Annotated in this window: 14 protein-coding genes and 2 tRNA genes; 1 reads left to right on the plus strand and 15 read right to left on the minus strand. The window is 61.1% G+C overall.

The annotated features are described in order from the left end of the window. Positions 1-12: 12 nt before the first annotated feature. From nusA to ftsH, 9 genes are all read right to left on the minus strand, one after another. Entirely contained in the window at positions 13-1,494 is a 1,482-nt protein-coding gene (gene nusA, locus IB229_RS05695) for a transcription termination factor NusA (RefSeq protein ID WP_192325815.1), read from the minus strand. A gap of 48 nt (positions 1,495-1,542) precedes the next feature. Continuing rightward, on the minus strand, positions 1,543-2,001 hold the full coding sequence (gene rimP / locus IB229_RS05700; protein WP_192329278.1) for a ribosome maturation factor RimP: 459 nt from the start codon (positions 1,999-2,001) through the stop codon (positions 1,543-1,545). A gap of 130 nt (positions 2,002-2,131) precedes the next feature. Then, positions 2,132-2,208 (minus strand) — tRNA-Met (locus IB229_RS05705). Positions 2,209-2,305: 97 nt separating this feature from the next. After that, positions 2,306-2,391: transfer RNA gene (locus tag IB229_RS05710), tRNA-Leu, on the minus strand. Between the two features lie 11 nt (positions 2,392-2,402). After that, positions 2,403-2,786 carry a preprotein translocase subunit SecG gene (secG, locus tag IB229_RS05715; protein ID WP_192325817.1) on the minus strand — a complete coding sequence of 128 codons (384 nt, stop codon included), beginning with the start codon at positions 2,784-2,786 and terminating at the stop codon, positions 2,403-2,405. Between the two features lie 3 nt (positions 2,787-2,789). Next, entirely contained in the window at positions 2,790-3,545 is a 756-nt protein-coding gene (tpiA, locus tag IB229_RS05720) for a triose-phosphate isomerase (protein WP_192325819.1), read from the minus strand. A gap of 64 nt (positions 3,546-3,609) precedes the next feature. Next, entirely contained in the window at positions 3,610-4,947 is a 1,338-nt protein-coding gene (gene glmM / locus IB229_RS05725) for a phosphoglucosamine mutase (RefSeq protein WP_192325821.1), read from the minus strand. Positions 4,948-4,963: 16 nt separating this feature from the next. Continuing rightward, on the minus strand, positions 4,964-5,815 hold the full coding sequence (gene folP / locus IB229_RS05730) for a dihydropteroate synthase (RefSeq protein ID WP_192325823.1): 852 nt from the start codon (positions 5,813-5,815) through the stop codon (positions 4,964-4,966). A gap of 9 nt (positions 5,816-5,824) precedes the next feature. Continuing rightward, positions 5,825-7,732: an ATP-dependent zinc metalloprotease FtsH gene (gene ftsH, locus IB229_RS05735; protein WP_192325825.1), complete on the minus strand. Its 1,908-nt coding sequence runs from the start codon at positions 7,730-7,732 to the stop codon at positions 5,825-5,827. Between the two features lie 666 nt (positions 7,733-8,398). Here ftsH and yhbY point away from each other — a divergent pair. Next, complete coding sequence (gene yhbY, locus IB229_RS05740; RefSeq protein ID WP_192325827.1) at positions 8,399-8,710, plus strand: ribosome assembly RNA-binding protein YhbY; 312 nt, start codon at positions 8,399-8,401, stop codon at positions 8,708-8,710. Positions 8,711-8,712: 2 nt separating this feature from the next. Here yhbY and IB229_RS05745 read toward each other — a convergent pair whose 3' ends face one another. The 6 genes from IB229_RS05745 to dnaJ all read right to left on the minus strand — a co-directional run bounded on the left by IB229_RS05745 (position 8,713) and on the right by dnaJ (position 16,128). After that, positions 8,713-9,153 carry a DUF4149 domain-containing protein gene (locus IB229_RS05745; protein WP_192325829.1) on the minus strand — a complete coding sequence of 147 codons (441 nt, stop codon included), beginning with the start codon at positions 9,151-9,153 and terminating at the stop codon, positions 8,713-8,715. After that, complete coding sequence (gene greA / locus IB229_RS05750; RefSeq protein ID WP_192325831.1) at positions 9,131-9,607, minus strand: transcription elongation factor GreA; 477 nt, start codon at positions 9,605-9,607, stop codon at positions 9,131-9,133. The genes IB229_RS05745 and greA overlap by 23 nt, the downstream gene beginning before the upstream one ends. After that, positions 9,604-12,825 carry a carbamoyl-phosphate synthase large subunit gene (carB, locus tag IB229_RS05755; protein WP_192325833.1) on the minus strand — a complete coding sequence of 1,074 codons (3,222 nt, stop codon included), beginning with the start codon at positions 12,823-12,825 and terminating at the stop codon, positions 9,604-9,606. The genes greA and carB overlap by 4 nt, the downstream gene beginning before the upstream one ends. A 36-nt stretch (positions 12,826-12,861) precedes the next feature. Beyond that, the gene (gene carA / locus IB229_RS05760; protein WP_192325835.1) at positions 12,862-13,998 is read right to left on the minus strand and encodes a glutamine-hydrolyzing carbamoyl-phosphate synthase small subunit; all 1,137 of its coding nucleotides are present in this window, start codon (positions 13,996-13,998) and stop codon (positions 12,862-12,864) included. Positions 13,999-14,183: 185 nt separating this feature from the next. Continuing rightward, the gene (dapB, locus tag IB229_RS05765) at positions 14,184-14,987 is read right to left on the minus strand and encodes a 4-hydroxy-tetrahydrodipicolinate reductase (RefSeq protein WP_192325838.1); all 804 of its coding nucleotides are present in this window, start codon (positions 14,985-14,987) and stop codon (positions 14,184-14,186) included. Between the two features lie 10 nt (positions 14,988-14,997). Further along, complete coding sequence (gene dnaJ / locus IB229_RS05770) at positions 14,998-16,128, minus strand: molecular chaperone DnaJ (RefSeq protein ID WP_192325840.1); 1,131 nt, start codon at positions 16,126-16,128, stop codon at positions 14,998-15,000. Positions 16,129-16,187: the final 59 nt, after the last annotated feature.

Here is a 16,187-nt window from a genome sequence, read left to right on the forward strand (position 1 = left end):
AGGCCGTAAAACTTACTCGAACCAATGGGCTCGGGCGGCCATGATCAGCTTGCCGGCACGCTCTTCGTCGATGCCGTCTATGTCGAGCAAGTCGTCGATCGACTGCTCGGCCAGGTCTTCGCGGGTAACCACACCACGCACCGCCAGTTCCTGCGCCAGATCCTTGTCCATGCCTTCCAGGGAAAGCAGGTCTTCGGCAGGCTGCGCATCGGCCAGCTTTTCTTCATTCGCAATTGCTTTGGTCAGCAGACGGTCTTTGGCACGTGCACGCAGCTCGTTGACGATTTCTTCGTCGAAGCCGTCGATGCTGAGCATCTCTTCCATCGGGACGTAGGCAATTTCTTCCAGGCTGGTAAAGCCCTCTTCGACCAGCACCTGCGCCAGTTCCTCGTCAACTTCCAGCTCGTCGATGAAGTTCTGCAGGATGTCGCCGGTTTCAGCCTGTTGCTTGGCCTGAATGTCGGCCTCGGTCATCACGTTCAGGGTCCAGCCGGTCAGCTGGCTGGCCAGACGCACGTTCTGGCCGCCGCGACCGATGGCTTGAGCGAGGTTGTCTTCGGCAACGGCGATATCCATGGCGTGGGTATCTTCGTCGACGATGATCGCCGCCACTTCAGCCGGGGCCATGGCGTTGATCACGAACTGGGCGACGTTCTCGTCCCACAGCACGATGTCTACACGCTCGCCACCCAGCTCGCCGGAGACCGCCTGCACGCGAGAACCGCGCATGCCGATGCACGCGCCCTGCGGGTCAATGCGCTTGTCCTTGGAGCGGACCGCGATCTTGGCACGCGAACCCGGATCACGGGACGCTGCCATCACTTCGATCAGGCCTTCGGCGATTTCCGGCACTTCGATGGTGAACAGCTCGATCAGCATCTGCGGCGCGGTGCGCGACAGAATCAGCTGCGGGCCGCGGTTCTCGGTGCGGATTTCCTTGAGCAGGGCACGCATGCGCGTGCCGACGCGGAAGGTTTCACGCGGAATGATGTCTTCGCGGGCCAGCAGGGCCTCGGCGTTGTTGCCCAGGTCGACGATGACGCTGTCGCGGGTAACTTTCTTCACGGTGCCGGAGATGATCTCGCCAACACGCTCGCGGTAAGCGTCGACCACCTGGGCGCGCTCAGCTTCGCGAACCTTTTGCACGATGACCTGCTTGGCGGTCTGTGCAGCGATACGGCCGAACTCGATCGACTCGACCGGCTCTTCGATGAAGTCACCGACCTTGGCACCCGGCTGTTGCTCCTGAGCCTGTTCGACGGTCAGCTCGGCAGCCGGATTTTCCAGCGCCTCGTCCTCGACCACCGCCCAGCGACGGAAGGTTTCATAGTTACCGGTGTGGCGATTGATCTCCACACGCAACTCGACCTCGTCCTCAAAACGCTTCTTGGTCGCCGTCGCCAGAGCCAGCTCCAGCGCTTCGAAAATCACAATGGCCGGTACGCCCTTTTCATTGGATACCGACTCTACAACCAGCAGTACTTCTTTACTCATCGTACGCCTCGCCTTTCGCAATCCATTGGACCCGCGGGATCCGCGTCTTCAGTCAAAACGGGGGATTATGTTGGCCTTGTCGATCAGGTCGATCGGCAACAGGTATTCGTGGTCATCAACCAGCACCACCACATCCTGCTCCTCCACACCGCGGAGAAGGCCTTGAAAATTGCGGCGCCCATCGAAGGGCGAACGCAGCTTGATCTTCACTTGCTCACCGCCATGCGCCGCGAACTGCTCCAGCGTGAATAGCGGGCGGTCCATGCCGGGAGACGACACTTCGAGCGTGTACTCGCTGGCGATCGGATCCTCGACATCCAGCACACCACTGATCTGGCGACTGACCTTTTCGCAGTCTTCCACCAGGATGCCGTCGGCATGGTCGATATAGATTCGCAGCAGCGAATGCCGCCCTTGGGACAGGAACTCTAGCCCCCAGCACTCGTAGCCGAGCGACTCGACCACCGGAGCCAGCAGGTCCTGCAACTGTTCTAGCTTGCTCGACACCCGAAGCCCTCCGCGCATGCCGTAGAAATAAAAAATGGGCGAAACGCCCATCCATCGTGCCACCCAACCAAAGGCCGGCGGCGGACTGTCCAGCTAGCAAAAAGCCCCTGAAAAGGGGCTTATCTACAACTGGTTGCGGGGGCTGGATTTGAACCAACGACCTTCGGGTTATGAGCCCGACGAGCTACCAGACTGCTCCACCCCGCGTCAAAGCTGGGCCGAGAGTATACGGCTGTGCCCCAAGGGGGTCAACCGAACACTCTCCAGCAACAAGAAAGCCCGCATCGAGCGGGCCTTCTTGATTTGGTACCGAGGAGGGGACTCGAACCCCTACAGCCTATGGCCACTACCACCTCAAGGTAGCGTGTCTACCAATTCCACCACCTCGGCAAAAACGGGTATTACTTCTGCTCTACAGCGTCCGGCACATCAGCACCATTGGCTGCTGGCTTTTGCTCTTCGAGCACCGGCACGTCTTCGACGGCAGGCTTGCTTTCTTGCACTTCAAGCACCGCCGGATCCGGCAGGCCTGCTTGCGTCAGCATATCAGACTTTTCTTTAGCAAAATACGCTAAACCCAAGCTGGTAATGAAAAAAACCGCAGCGAGTATAGCAGTGAAACGACTCATAAAGGTAGAGGAACCTTGACTACCGAAAACGGTAGCCGATGCACCCGCACCAAAAGAAGCACCTGCATCAGCGCCTTTACCCTGCTGCAGAAGCACGAATGCAACTACACCCAAGGCGACTAGCAGATGAACGACAACTACGACTGTTTCCAGCATTTTTCAGTTTCCCGCGGCACGACAGATCGCACCGAACTCATCTGCATTCAGAGAGGCTCCACCAATGAGCCCCCCATCGATGTCCGGCATACCGAACAATTCAACGGCGTTAGCGGCTTTCACGCTACCGCCATAAAGAATCCGCACACCGCGCGCCACCTCGGCATTTTCTGCCGCCAGTTGCGCACGAATGGCTGCGTGCACTTCCTGCGCCTGCTCTGGCGAAGCTGTCAGCCCGGTACCAATGGCCCAGACCGGCTCGTACGCCACTACCGCTTGCGCGAAAGCACTCACGCCCAGCTCTTCGATGATGCTACCGAGCTGACCACCAACGACCTCAAGGGTCTTGCCAGCCTGGCGCTGCCCCAGCGTCTCACCCACACAAAGCACGGGCATCAAACCACACGACAGGGCCGCCGCAAACTTGCGACTCAACACCTCATCGCGCTCACCAAGAATCTGACGGCGCTCGGAGTGGCCAACCAGCACCAGCGTACAACCGGCATCTGCCAGCTGACTCGACGCAATCTCGCCAGTCAACGCACCCTGCATCGGCTCAACCGCGGAATTCTGAGCACCGACAGCAATGGACTTGCCATCCAGCCCCTGAATTACCTGATTGATATAGAGACAAGGCGGGATAACCGCGACGTCAACACCACTTGGCAAAGCCAGGTTGCGCAGACCTTTGATCAGCTCTGCGACGCTGGCGCGGGTACCGTGCATTTTCCAGTTACCAGCTACCAGGGGACGACGCATGCCGAACCTCGTCGATCAAAGTGGGCGCAGATGTTACCCAAGAGCATTCGCACTGGCAAGCCAATCAACCACACACTTCGGTGACGACTTTCGCCAGCTCCTCGGCATAGCCGCGAACCTGTTGCTCGTCGTCACCCTCGACCATCACACGAACCAACGGCTCGGTGCCAGACTTGCGCAGAAGCACGCGACCACGCCCCGCCATGCTCGCCGTAACACGCGCGCAAGCATCCTTTACCGCAGGATGCTCGACGGGATCGACACCACCGGCGAAGCGCACATTGATCAGCACCTGAGGGCACTTGCGCAGCCCCTGGCGAGCTTCGGCCAGCGACTGCTCTGTACGCTTGAGCGCCAGCAACACCTGCAATGCCGCGATGATCGCATCGCCCGTCGTGGTGTGCTGAAAGCACACCACATGGCCGGAATTTTCCCCGCCAAGCTGCCACTCGCGAGCCTGGAGCTCGGCCATCACATAACGATCACCAACCCTTGCCCGCACGAACGGAATATTCAGCTCCGCCAGCGCAAGCTCAAGCCCGAGGTTGCTCATCAACGTACCAACCACCCCGCCCTGCAAGCGATTCCGCGCTTGCAGGTCGCGCGCGATGATAAACAGCAGCTCGTCACCATCAACCACCGCACCCGTGTGATCAATCATCAGCACGCGATCACCATCGCCGTCGAAGGCGATACCCAGATCGGCCTGCTGCGCCAGCACCTCGGCCTGCAACGCCTCGACATGGGTCGAGCCGCAGTCATGATTGATGTTGAGCCCATTGGGCTGCACGGCCAACGTCGACACCTGAGCACCCAGCTCACGAAAGACACTGGGCGCCACCTTGTAGGTGGCGCCGTTGGCGCAGTCGATCACCAGCTTTAGACCAGCGAAGCTGGTGCTGGTCGGCACGCTGCTCTTGCAGAACTCGATGTAGCGACCGGCCGCATCATTGATGCGTGAAACCTTACCCAACTGAGCCGACTCGACCACCGTCATGGGTTGATCAAGCAACTCCTCGATCATCAATTCAATCTCATCGGGCAGCTTGGTGCCCTGCCCCGAAAAGAACTTGATGCCGTTGTCATAGTGCGGGTTGTGCGACGCACTGATGACGATACCAGCATCGGCCTGAAAGGTGCGCGTCAGATACGCGATAGCCGGCGTCGGCATCGGCCCGAGCAACATGACATCCGCGCCAGCGGCCGACAGCCCCGCCTCCAGCGCCGACTCGAACATATACCCGGAAATGCGTGTGTCCTTGCCGATCAGGATGCGGCATTTGCCCTGTTTGCGAAATGCCATGCCCGCCGCCCAACCCAGCTTGAGCATGAAATCCGGCGTGATTGGAAACTGACCGACGTACCCACGAATACCGTCGGTACCAAAATACTTTCTGCTCATAAATGCTCCGCAGTTCTTATTCGGCAGCCGCCACAGCCGCAATCATGCGCACGGCATCGACCGTCTCGGCCACGTCATGCACACGCACGATGGAGGCACCCTTGCTGACCGCCAGCGCGGCGAGGGCCAGACCACCGTATAGCCGATCACCCACTTCGCGCCCTAGCGCCTGACCGATCATACTCTTGCGCGAAACCCCGACCAGCAATGGCCGACCAAGGTCATGCAGCGATTCCAGATGTTTGAAGAGCACGAGATTATGGGCAAGCGTCTTGGCGAAACCAAATCCCGGATCCAGCACCACCCGCTCAGCAGGAATGCCCGCCAGTTCGCAGGCCGCCATCCGCCCAACCAGAAACTCACGCACCTCAGCCACAACATCGCGATAACACGGATTGTTTTGCATGTCGCCAGGCTCACCCAGCATATGCATCAGACAGACTGGTAAGCCACTTTCCGCCGCCGCCTCGAGTGCGCCATCACGACGCAGCGCCCGCACATCGTTGATCAGGCCCGCGCCGAGTCGCGCGCCCTCGCGCATGACCGCAGGCGTCGAGGTATCCAGAGAGATCACCACATCCAGATTGGCTACGATCGCCTCCACGACAGGCGCGACACGCTCCAACTCTTCGACGGGAGAGACCGCTCGCGCCCCCGGCCGAGTAGATTCGCCACCGATATCAATCAACGTGGCACCAGCCGCCACCATCGCCTCGGCATGGCGCACGGCCGCATCGCGAGCCGCAAAACGACCACCATCGGAAAAAGAATCGGGGGTTACATTGAGAATGCCCATCACATGCGGATGGGCGAGATCGAGAACCCGACTGCCGCATGGCAGTCGGGTCGGGTACAGCGGGAGTGTCATGCTACAACCTTAGTGCTCGCCGGCCGGACCACCAATCGGTGTTTCTGGACGGTCGATTTCTTCCTTCTGCACCGGCGGCGTGCCGGAGCCGCCCTCCCAGTCACGCGGCTCACGCGGGGTGCGACCAGACATGATGTCGTCGATCTGCTCCGCATCGATGGTTTCGTACTTCATCAGCGCACCCGCCATCACATCCAGCTTGTCGCGATTTTCCTCGAGCAGACGCTTGGCTGTACCGTAGCAGCCATCAATGATGCTGCGCACTTCCTCGTCGATAGCCTTGGCAGTCTCCCCGGAAACGTTGGCCTGCTGACTGCCAGCGCTACGCCCCAGGAACACCTCGCCCTCCTCCTCGGCGTACATCAGCGGACCGAGCTTCTCGGACAACCCCCACTTGGTCACCATGTTCCGCGCCAGGCGGGTAGCACGCATGATGTCGTTGGAAGCCCCCGTAGTCACGCCATCGAAACCAAGGGTCATTTCTTCAGCGATACGTCCACCGAACAACGAGCAGATCTGACTGATCAGCGCACGCTTGGACAGACTGTAGCGATCCTCTTCCGGCAGGAACATGGTCACACCCAAGGCACGACCACGCGGAATGATCGAGACCTTGTAGACCGGGTCATGCTCGGGCACCAGGCGCCCAACGATGGCGTGACCGGCTTCGTGGTAGGCCGTGTTGAGCTTTTCCTTTTCCGACATGACCATGGATTTGCGCTCGGCGCCCATCATGATCTTGTCCTTGGCCAGCTCGAATTCCTTCATCTCCACTACACGCTTGCTGGCACGAGCAGCGAACAGAGACGCCTCGTTGACCAGGTTGGCCAGGTCAGCACCAGAGAACCCCGGCGTGCCGCGCGCGATGACGGCGGGCTCGACGTTGTCACCCATCGGCACCTTGCGCATGTGCACCTTGAGGATCTGCTCGCGGCCACGAATGTCCGGCAGCCCTACAACAACCTGACGGTCGAAACGGCCCGGGCGCAGCAGCGCCGGGTCCAGCACATCCGGTCGGTTGGTCGCAGCAATGACGATGATGCCATCGTTCATTTCGAAACCATCCATCTCGACCAGCAACTGGTTTAGCGTCTGCTCGCGCTCATCATGACCGCCGCCCAGGCCAGCGCCACGGTGACGACCGACAGCGTCGATTTCATCGATGAAAATAATGCACGGCGCATGCTTCTTCGCCTGTTCGAACATATCGCGCACGCGGCTGGCACCAACGCCGACGAACATTTCCACAAAATCGGAGCCGGAAATGGTGAAGAACGGCACCTTGGCTTCGCCTGCGATGGCCTTGGCCAACAGGGTCTTACCGGTACCCGGAGGACCGACCATCAGTACGCCACGCGGGATGCGACCACCCAGGCGTTGGAACTTGCCCGGATCACGCAGGAACTCGACCAGCTCGCCAACCTCTTCCTTGGCCTCGTCGCAACCTGCAACGTCAGCCAGCGTGGTCTTGACCTGATCTTCGGACAGCAGGCGCGCCTTGCTCTTGCCGAAGCTCATCGGCCCGCCCTTGCCACCCGCACCACCTTGCATCTGCCGCATGAAGAACATGAACACGGCGATGATCACCAGGATCGGGAAGCTGGCAACCAGCAACTGGGTCCAGATGCTCTGGCGCTCAGGCTGCTTGCCGACGATCTCGACGTTGTTGTCCATCAGATCCTTGATCAGACCGCGATCTTCGATCGCCGGGCGCACGGTCTCGAACGCCGTGCCATCAAGGCTCTTGCCGCTGATGATGTAGCCATCGACGGTGACCTGCTTGACCTTGCCTTCCTGCACCTGCTGGATGAACTCGGAGTAGTTCAGCTTGCCGGACTCGCTGGGGCTGGAGAAGTTGTTCATCACCGTGACCAGGACGGCTGCAATGATCAGCCACAGGATCAGGTTCTTTGCCATGTCGTTCAATTAGCTACCCTCTGAAGCGAGCCCCGTCCTGAAACGCGCTTCGCAAAACGGCTGGAGAAATACCCGTGTAACTTACTACACAAGCCCGCACCTGGCAGGCGTCGTCTGTAACCCTTTATGAGCCCGCTACCGTCTATTCCGACCGACGCAGCGCCTTACAGTTTCAGTCTAGGCCCCGCGAAAGCGGCACGCGAGGGGGCACTGCTCATGGCGGTGATAGAGACAGCCTAAACACCCTCTGCCGCACACGCTCCCTACCTGCCTCTGCTGTTGATCGGGGTTCCAACCAAGAAGACAAAACCATCGCAGATCGCAGCGAGCAGATACCTCATGACTCGTATTCCCTCATATGGGGAGGATATCGAGAATCACAAGGCCTACTTCGGTCGCCTTGACGGCAAAATTACACTGAGAACAGCGGCACCGATCTTGACGAGAGCCGCAAGCTCATCATGCTCAGTAGGTCGCGTTTAATTGGGCGGCCCCGAGCACGCTCGGGTACACTACGCCGCTTTTACAGCCCAGGAGCCTTCCGGAACCTCGGCGCACGAAGCCAGATCAGGCCAGAGGAAGCCGCGTCATGCGGATTGCCTAGCCATCGACCAGCCGCTTCGGCACGCTCTATTTCCGGCAGCCTCCCAGTCGCAGGGTCAGATTATGGCGCTTACCAACGAACAGAAGAAACAATTCAAATCTATCGGTCACCACCTGAAACCGGTATTGATCGTGGCCGAAAACGGGCTGACCGAAGGCGTACAGGCCGAGCTGGATCGCGCCCTGAATGATCACGAACTGATCAAGGTACAGTTTCGCATCACCGAACGCGACGACCGTCGCGCGGTGATCGATGAGCTGAGCAAGATCGCCCGCTGCGAAGTGGTACAGATCATCGGCAAGATGGCCCTGGTGTACCGCAAGAACCCCAAGGCCAACAAGAACTTGTCCAACCTGCACCGCTACCAGGCCTGAGCCTAGCGCGTCGCCCGCTGCCCCGGCAGCGGCTGCAGCACCAGCAGCACACCGCAGAACGCCACCAGTAGATAGTTGAACAACAGCCAGCGCGGCACTCCCGGCAGCCATTGCCAGACACTCAGGTAGACCGCGGACAACGCCAGCACCGCCAGCAGCAGCTGGCCACGCTGGTCTCGCCACAGACTCGCCAAGCCTTCCGCCTGTAACAGCACCAGCACCTGCAGGCAGGCACAGAATGCCGCAAAGGCAATCAGCAGCGGGCCGAGCGTCGCACTGACTTCCTCGACCAGCAGTTCCGCCAGGCCAATCTTGCCCAGCCCCGGCAGCACGACGAAGTACAGCAGCCAGAGGCCACCTACCCAGAAGGTCTGGGCCAGTTGCCAACTGGCGACGGCGGCTTTCGAGGCCGAGCGCCGCTTAGAGATGGCGGACTTCGACAATCTCGTACTCGACCAAACCGCTCGGCGTTTTCACTGTAACCACATCGCCTTCGCTCTTGCCGACCAGCGCACGCGCGATCGGCGAGCCGACGGAAATCTTGCCGAGCTTGATGTCCGCCTCGTCCTCACCAACGATCTGGTAGGTGACGGCCTCATCGGTCTCGACGTTGGCGATTTCGACAGTCGTGCCGAAGATCACCTTGCCGGTATGGGCGATGGTGGTGACATCGATCACCACGGCATTCTGCATGCGGCCTTCGATATCGCGGATACGCGCCTCGACCATGCCCTGTTGCTCGCGGGCGGCATGGTATTCGGCGTTTTCCTTGAGGTCACCCAGCTCACGCGCGGTGCCGATATCCTGGCTGAGCTTGGGGCGCACGACTTTGGTCAGGTGCGCCAGCTCTTCTTCCAGGGCGCGAGCGCCCTGAACGGTCATGGGGTATTTGATCATGCCTTGATTCCTGCATGCAGATCCTGCAGCCGGCGTACGGTCTTCTCGGGACCGAACTTGAGCGCTTCGCAGATCGCCTGCCCCGCCGCGATGGTGGTGGTGCAGTAGATCTTGTGCTGCAGGGCGTTACGACGGATGGAGTAGGAGTCGGCGATGGACTGACGACCTTCGGTGGTATTGATGATCAAGGTGACTTCGTCGTTCTTGATCATGTCGACCACGTGCGGACGACCCTCAGTCACCTTGTTCACGCGGCGCACTGGCAGGCCAGCAGCCTCGATCACGCGCGCAGTACCGGCGGTGGCGACCACTTCGAAGCCCAGGGCGATCAGATCACGGGCGACCTGCTCGACGAATGGCTTGTCGTCTTCGCGCACGCTGATGAAGGCGCAACCGGAGTTCGGCAGGATCTCGCTGGCGCCCAGCTGAGCCTTGGCGAAGGCCTCACCGAAGGTATCGCCAACACCCATGACCTCACCGGTGGACTTCATCTCCGGGCCGAGAATCGGGTCGACGCCCGGGAACTTGGCGAACGGGAACACCGCCTCCTTGACACTGAAGTACGGCGGGATGATTTCCTCGTTGTACCCGGCCTCGGCCAAGGACTTGCCGGCCATGACGCGCGCCGCCACCTTGGCCAGCGAAACGCCGACGCACTTGGAAACGAACGGCACGGTACGCGAGGCGCGCGGGTTCACTTCGATGACGAAGATGTCCTCACCCTGCACGGCCATCTGTACGTTCATCAAACCCACCACGCCGAGCTCCAAGGCCATCTTCTTGACCTGTTCGCGGATCTCGTCCTGGATGTGCTTGGGCAGCGAGTACGGCGGCAGCGAGCAGGCGGAGTCACCGGAGTGCACGCCGGCCTGTTCGATGTGCTGCATGATCGCGCCGATCACCACGGTCTCGCCGTCGCACACCGCATCGATGTCGACTTCGATGGCGCAGTTGAGGAAGTGGTCGAGCAGCACCGGGCTGTCGTTGGAAACCTGCACCGCTTCACGCATGTAGCGCTTGAGCTCGTCTTCCTGGTAGACGATTTCCATCGCGCGGCCGCCCAGTACATAGGACGGGCGCACCACCAGCGGATAACCGATGGTCTTCGAGGCCAGCAGGGCTTCGTCTTCGCTGCGCGCGGTGGCGTTGGCCGGCTGGCGCAGGCCCAGGCGTTGAACCATCTGCTGGAAGCGCTCACGGTCTTCGGCGCGGTCGATGGCATCCGGGCTGGTACCAATGATCGGCACACCGGCTTCTTCCAGGGCGCGACAGATCTTCAGCGGCGTCTGCCCACCGTACTGCACGATCACGCCTTTCGGCTGCTCGACGCGGACGATTTCCAGCACGTCTTCCAGGGTTACCGGCTCGAAGTACAGGCGGTCGGAAGTGTCGTAGTCGGTGGAGACGGTTTCCGGGTTGCAGTTGACCATGATGGTCTCGTAACCGTCTTCACGCATGGCCAGCGCGGCGTGCACGCAGCAGTAGTCGAACTCGATGCCCTGACCGATGCGGTTGGGACCGCCGCCGAGGATCATGATCTTGTCGCGGGTCGACGGATTGGCCTCGCACTCTTCCTCGTAGGTCGAGTACATGTACGCGGTGTCGGTGGCGAACTCGGCGGCGCAGGTGTCGACGCGCTTGTAGACCGGCAGCACTTTCAGCTTGTGGCGGTGGCTACGCAGGTTCTTCTCGGTAACACCCAGCAGCTTGGCCAGGCGCGCGTCGGAGAAACCCTTGCGCTTGAGCTTGTACATGGCGTCGCGGTCGATACTGGATAGGCCGAGGGTCTTGACCCGCTCCTCATCCTTGATCAGGTCCTCGATCTGCACCAGGAACCACTCGTCGATGCTGGTCAGCTCGAAGATTTCCGCGACGGTCTTGCCAGCGCGGAAAGCGTCGGCGACGTACCAGATGCGGTCTGCACTCGGCACGGTCAGTTCGCGACGCAGGGTGCTTTCGGCTTCCGGGTCGTTGAGGTCGAGCTTCGGATCGAAACCGGCAACGCCGACTTCCAGACCGCGCAGAGCTTTCTGCAGGGATTCCTGGAAGGTCCGGCCGATGGCCATGACTTCACCCACGGACTTCATCTGCGTGGTCAGGCGGGCGTCGGCTTTCGGGAACTTCTCGAAAGCGAAACGCGGGATCTTGGTCACGACGTAGTCGATGGCCGGCTCGAACGAGGCCGGGGTGCGCCCGCCAGTGATGTCGTTACTCAGCTCGTCGAGGGTGTAACCCACAGCCAGCTTGGCGGCGATCTTGGCGATCGGGAAGCCGGTGGCCTTGGAGGCCAGGGCCGAGGAACGCGACACGCGCGGGTTCATCTCGATCACAACCATGCGCCCGGTGTTCGGGCAGATGCCGAACTGCACGTTGGAGCCGCCGGTTTCCACGCCGATCTCACGCAGTACCGCCAGCGAGGCGTTACGCAGGATCTGGTATTCCTTGTCGGTCAGGGTCTGAGCCGGTGCCACGGTGATCGAGTCACCTGTGTGCACACCCATCGGGTCGAAGTTCTCGATGGCGCAGACGATGATGCAGTTGTCCTTCTTATCGCGGACTACCTCCATTTCGTACTCTTTCCAGCCGATCAGCGATTCGTCAATCAGCAGCTCGCTGGTCGGCGATAGATCCAAGCCACGGGCGCAGATCTCTTCAAATTCTTCACGGTTGTAGGCGATGCCGCCGCCGGTGCCACCCATGGTGAAGGACGGACGGATGATGCAGGGGAAGCCGACCTTCTCCAGCACGCCGTAGGCTTCTTCCATGTTGTGCGCGATGCCGGAAACCGGGCAGGCCAGGCCGATGTCTTTCATCGCCTTGTCGAAGCGCGAACGGTCTTCGGCCTTGTCGATGGTGTCGGCGTTGGCACCGATCATCTCGACGCCGAACTTCTCCAGCACGCCATGCTTTTCCAGGTCCAGCGCGCAGTTCAGCGCGGTCTGACCGCCCATGGTCGGCAGCAGCGCATCAGGGCGCTCCTTCTCGATGATCTTAGCCACGGTCGACCACTTGATCGGCTCGATGTAGGTGGCGTCGGCCATCGACGGGTCGGTCATGATGGTGGCCGGGTTGGAGTTCACCAGGATGACGCGATAGCCCTCTTCTTTCAGGGCCTTGCAGGCCTGAGCGCCAGAGTAGTCGAACTCGCAGGCCTGGCCGATGACGATGGGGCCGGCACCGAGGATCAGGATACTTTTGATGTCTGTACGTTTTGGCATGAGTCTTACTCGAATCCTTGGGTCAGTCGGCGGGGCTTAGCGGCGCTTGGCCATGGCTTCGATGAAGCGGTCAAACAGCGGGGCCACGTCGTGCGGGCCCGGGCTCGCCTCCGGGTGCCCCTGGAAGCTGAAGGCTTCCTTGTCGGTGCGCTCGATGCCCTGCAGGGTGCCGTCGAACAGCGACTTGTGGGTGGCGCGCAGGTTGGCGGGCAGACTGGCCTCGTCAACGGCGAAACCGTGGTTCTGGCTGGTGATCATCACCACGCCGGTGTCGAGGTCCTGCACCGGGTGGTTGGCACCGTGATGGCCGTGGCCCATCTTCACGGTCTTGGCACCGGAGGCCAGCGCCAACAGTTGGTGACCAAGGCAGATGCCGAAGACCGGAATTTCGGTCTGCAGCACATCCTTGATCGCCTGGATCGCGTAGTCGCACGGCTCGGGATCGCCCGGACCGTTGGACAGGAACACACCGTCCGGATTCAGCGCCAGCACGTCGCTTGCCGGAGTCTGCGCCGGCACCACAGTCAGGCGGCAGCCGCGCTCGACCAGCATGCGCAGGATGTTCAGCTTGACGCCGTAGTCGTAGGCAACCACGTGGTACTTGAGATCGGCAGCCGGGACTTCCGGGTGAGCGTCGTCCTTCAGATTCCACACGCTGGAGCGCCACTCGTAGCGCTCGGTGACGGTGACCTCCTTGGCCAGATCCATGCCCTTGAGGCCGGGGAAGCTTCGCGCCAGTTCCAGCGCCTTCTCTTCGGTAGCGTCGTCGCCAACCAGGATGCAGCCGTTCTGCGCCCCTTTCTCACGCAGGATGCGAGTCAGGCGGCGGGTATCGATGCCGGCGATGGCGACGGTACCGTTTTCCTTGAGGTATTCGTCCAGCGGCTGCTTGTTGCGCCAGTTGCTGGATATCAGCGGCAGGTCGCGAATGATCAGGCCGGCGGCCCAGACGCGGTTCGACTCGGCGTCCTCCGGCGTGGTGCCGGTATTGCCGATATGCGGGTAGGTCAGGGTAACGATTTGCTGGGCATAGGAAGGATCGGTAAGGATTTCCTGATAGCCGGTCATGGCCGTATTGAACACGACCTCACCGATTGTATGGCCGTCGGCCCCGATGGCATCACCGCGGAAAATGCTGCCGTCGGCAAGGGCGAGTATGGCTGGCTTAGTCAAGAAGACCTCCCTTAGATCTGAAACTTGCACAAACGCAGGTTGTAAAAAAGCGGGATGACGTATTGACCGTCACCCCGCTTCTTTATCTGATTCATTCTGCGTTACTTTTAGTGGACACACTAAAGCAGGAAGCTTACAGGAAAAGCCATTTTCGGTCCACAGCCAAGGTGGACCGTTCAGGCATTTCAGTTCAGCCCTAGGACATCCTGCATGTCATACAGGCCTGCATCCTGACCATCCAGCCAGAGCGCCGCGCGTACAGCCCCCTTGGCGAAGGTCATGCGGCTCGACGCCTTGTGCGTGATCTCCACGCGCTCGCCATCAGCAGCAAACAGAACCGTGTGATCACCGACCACATCACCCGCACGCACGGTCGCAAACCCGATGGTCTCGCGCTCGCGCGCACCGGTCTGGCCTTCACGCCCGTAGACGGCAACTTTCTGCAGATCACGCCCCAGCGCATTGGCCACTACCTCGCCCATGCGCAGCGCGGTACCGGACGGCGCATCCACCTTGTGCCGGTGGTGCGCCTCGATGATCTCGATATCGACATCGTCACCCAGCACGCGCGCCGCGGTATCCAGCAGTTTCAGGCACAGATTGACGCCGACGCTGTAGTTGGCCGCGAAGACGATCGGAATCTCCTTGGCCACCTCCGCCAGACGCTGTTTTTCCTCGGCCGAAAAGCCGGTGGTGCCGATGACCATCGCCTTGCCGGCCTTGCGGCAGAATTCGAGGTTCTTCAACGTCACCGACGGATGGGTGAAATCGATCAGCACATCGAACTCGTCGGCCACCTGGGCGAGATCGCTCGACAGGGTCACACCAATGCGCCCCAGCGCCGCCAGCTCGCCGGCATCGGCGCCGATCAGACTGCTGTCCGGGCGGTCAATCGCCGCGGTCAGCCCGGCACCCTCGGCCTGACCAACTGCCTCGATGAGGATCTTGCCCATGCGCCCGGCGGCGCCCATCACTGCAATACGTCGCATAACCTGTTCCTTAGATATCACCGAAGAAGCGCTTCACGCCGTCGAACCAGCCACTGGCCTTCGGCGAATGGGAGCTGTCACCTTCCAGCGACTTGCGGAACTCATCCAGCAACTCACGCTGACGCTTGTTCAGGTTGACCGGCGTTTCCACCGCCACCTTGCACATCAGGTCGCCGGCACCGCCGCCACGCACCGGAGCCACGCCCTTGCCACGCAGACGGAACAGCTTGCCGGTCTGGGTACCTTCCGGAATCTTCAGCTTGACCCGGCCATCCAGGGTCGGCACTTCCAGCTCACCGCCCAGCGCCGCATCGGCAAAGCTGATCGGTACTTCGCAGTACAGGTGCTTGCCATCGCGCTGGAAGATCGCGTGCTCGCGCACATTGACCACCACATACAGGTCGCCCGCCGGGCCACCCATGCTGCCAGCCTCACCTTCGCCGGTCAGGCGGATGCGGTCACCGGTATCGACACCCGCCGGCACCTTGACCGACAAGGTCTTGCTCTCTTCCACACGCCCCTGGCCGTGGCACGAGCCACACGGGTCGGTGATCATCTTGCCGTTGCCGTGGCAACGCGGGCAGGTCTGCTGCACCGAGAAGAAGCCCTGCTGCATACGCACCTGGCCGATACCGCCACAGGTGGTACAGGTCACCGGACTGGTGCCCTTCTTCGCGCCGGAGCCTTCACAGGTCTTGCAGTTGACCAGGGTCGGCACGCGAATGGTCACCGTGGTGCCGCGCACCGCTTCCTCGAGATCCAGCTCCAGCGTGTAACGCAGATCGCTGCCACGCTGCGCGCCACCGCGCGAACCGCCGCCACGACCGCCACCGAAGAAATCGCTGAACACATCGCCGAAAATGTCGGAGAAGTTCGCGCCGCCCGCACCGAAGCCACCACCGCCCCCCGTCTGCGGGTCGACGCCGGCATGCCCGTACTGGTCGTAGGCCGAACGCTTGGCCGCATCGGACAGCACTTCGTAGGCCTCGTTGGCCTCCTTGAACTGCTCTTCGGCGGCTTTGTCGTCCGGGTTGCGGTCCGGGTGAAACTTCATCGCCAAACGGCGATAAGCCTTCTTCAGCTCCGCTTCGCTGGCGCCGCGCTCGACACCGAGCACTTCGTAATAGTCACGTTTGGCCATAAATCTTCAACACCCTCAATTCGTCTACCCCAGACACGCCAACGCGGGAGCAAGCCCCC

It is taken from the genome of Pseudomonas sp. PDM14, from assembly GCF_014851905.1.
GTDB lineage: Bacteria > Pseudomonadota > Gammaproteobacteria > Pseudomonadales > Pseudomonadaceae > Aquipseudomonas.

Excerpts from the sequence above, each read along its gene's own strand:
- yhbY (WP_192325827.1), top strand. The coding sequence starts at position 8,399 with ATGGCGCTTACCAACGAACAGAAGAAACAATTCAAATCTATCGGTCAC.
- nusA (WP_192325815.1), bottom strand. The coding sequence starts at position 1,494 with ATGAGTAAAGAAGTACTGCTGGTTGTAGAGTCGGTATCCAATGAAAAG.
- greA (WP_192325831.1), bottom strand. The coding sequence starts at position 9,607 with ATGATCAAATACCCCATGACCGTTCAGGGCGCTCGCGCCCTGGAAGAA.
- secG (WP_192325817.1), bottom strand. The coding sequence starts at position 2,786 with ATGCTGGAAACAGTCGTAGTTGTCGTTCATCTGCTAGTCGCCTTGGGT.
- dnaJ (WP_192325840.1), bottom strand. The coding sequence starts at position 16,128 with ATGGCCAAACGTGACTATTACGAAGTGCTCGGTGTCGAGCGCGGCGCC.
- ftsH (WP_192325825.1), bottom strand. The coding sequence starts at position 7,732 with ATGGCAAAGAACCTGATCCTGTGGCTGATCATTGCAGCCGTCCTGGTC.
- glmM (WP_192325821.1), bottom strand. The coding sequence starts at position 4,947 with ATGAGCAGAAAGTATTTTGGTACCGACGGTATTCGTGGGTACGTCGGT.
- tpiA (WP_192325819.1), bottom strand. The coding sequence starts at position 3,545 with ATGCGTCGTCCCCTGGTAGCTGGTAACTGGAAAATGCACGGTACCCGC.
- folP (WP_192325823.1), bottom strand. The coding sequence starts at position 5,815 with ATGACACTCCCGCTGTACCCGACCCGACTGCCATGCGGCAGTCGGGTT.
- dapB (WP_192325838.1), bottom strand. The coding sequence starts at position 14,987 with ATGCGACGTATTGCAGTGATGGGCGCCGCCGGGCGCATGGGCAAGATC.
- carB (WP_192325833.1), bottom strand. The coding sequence starts at position 12,825 with ATGCCAAAACGTACAGACATCAAAAGTATCCTGATCCTCGGTGCCGGC.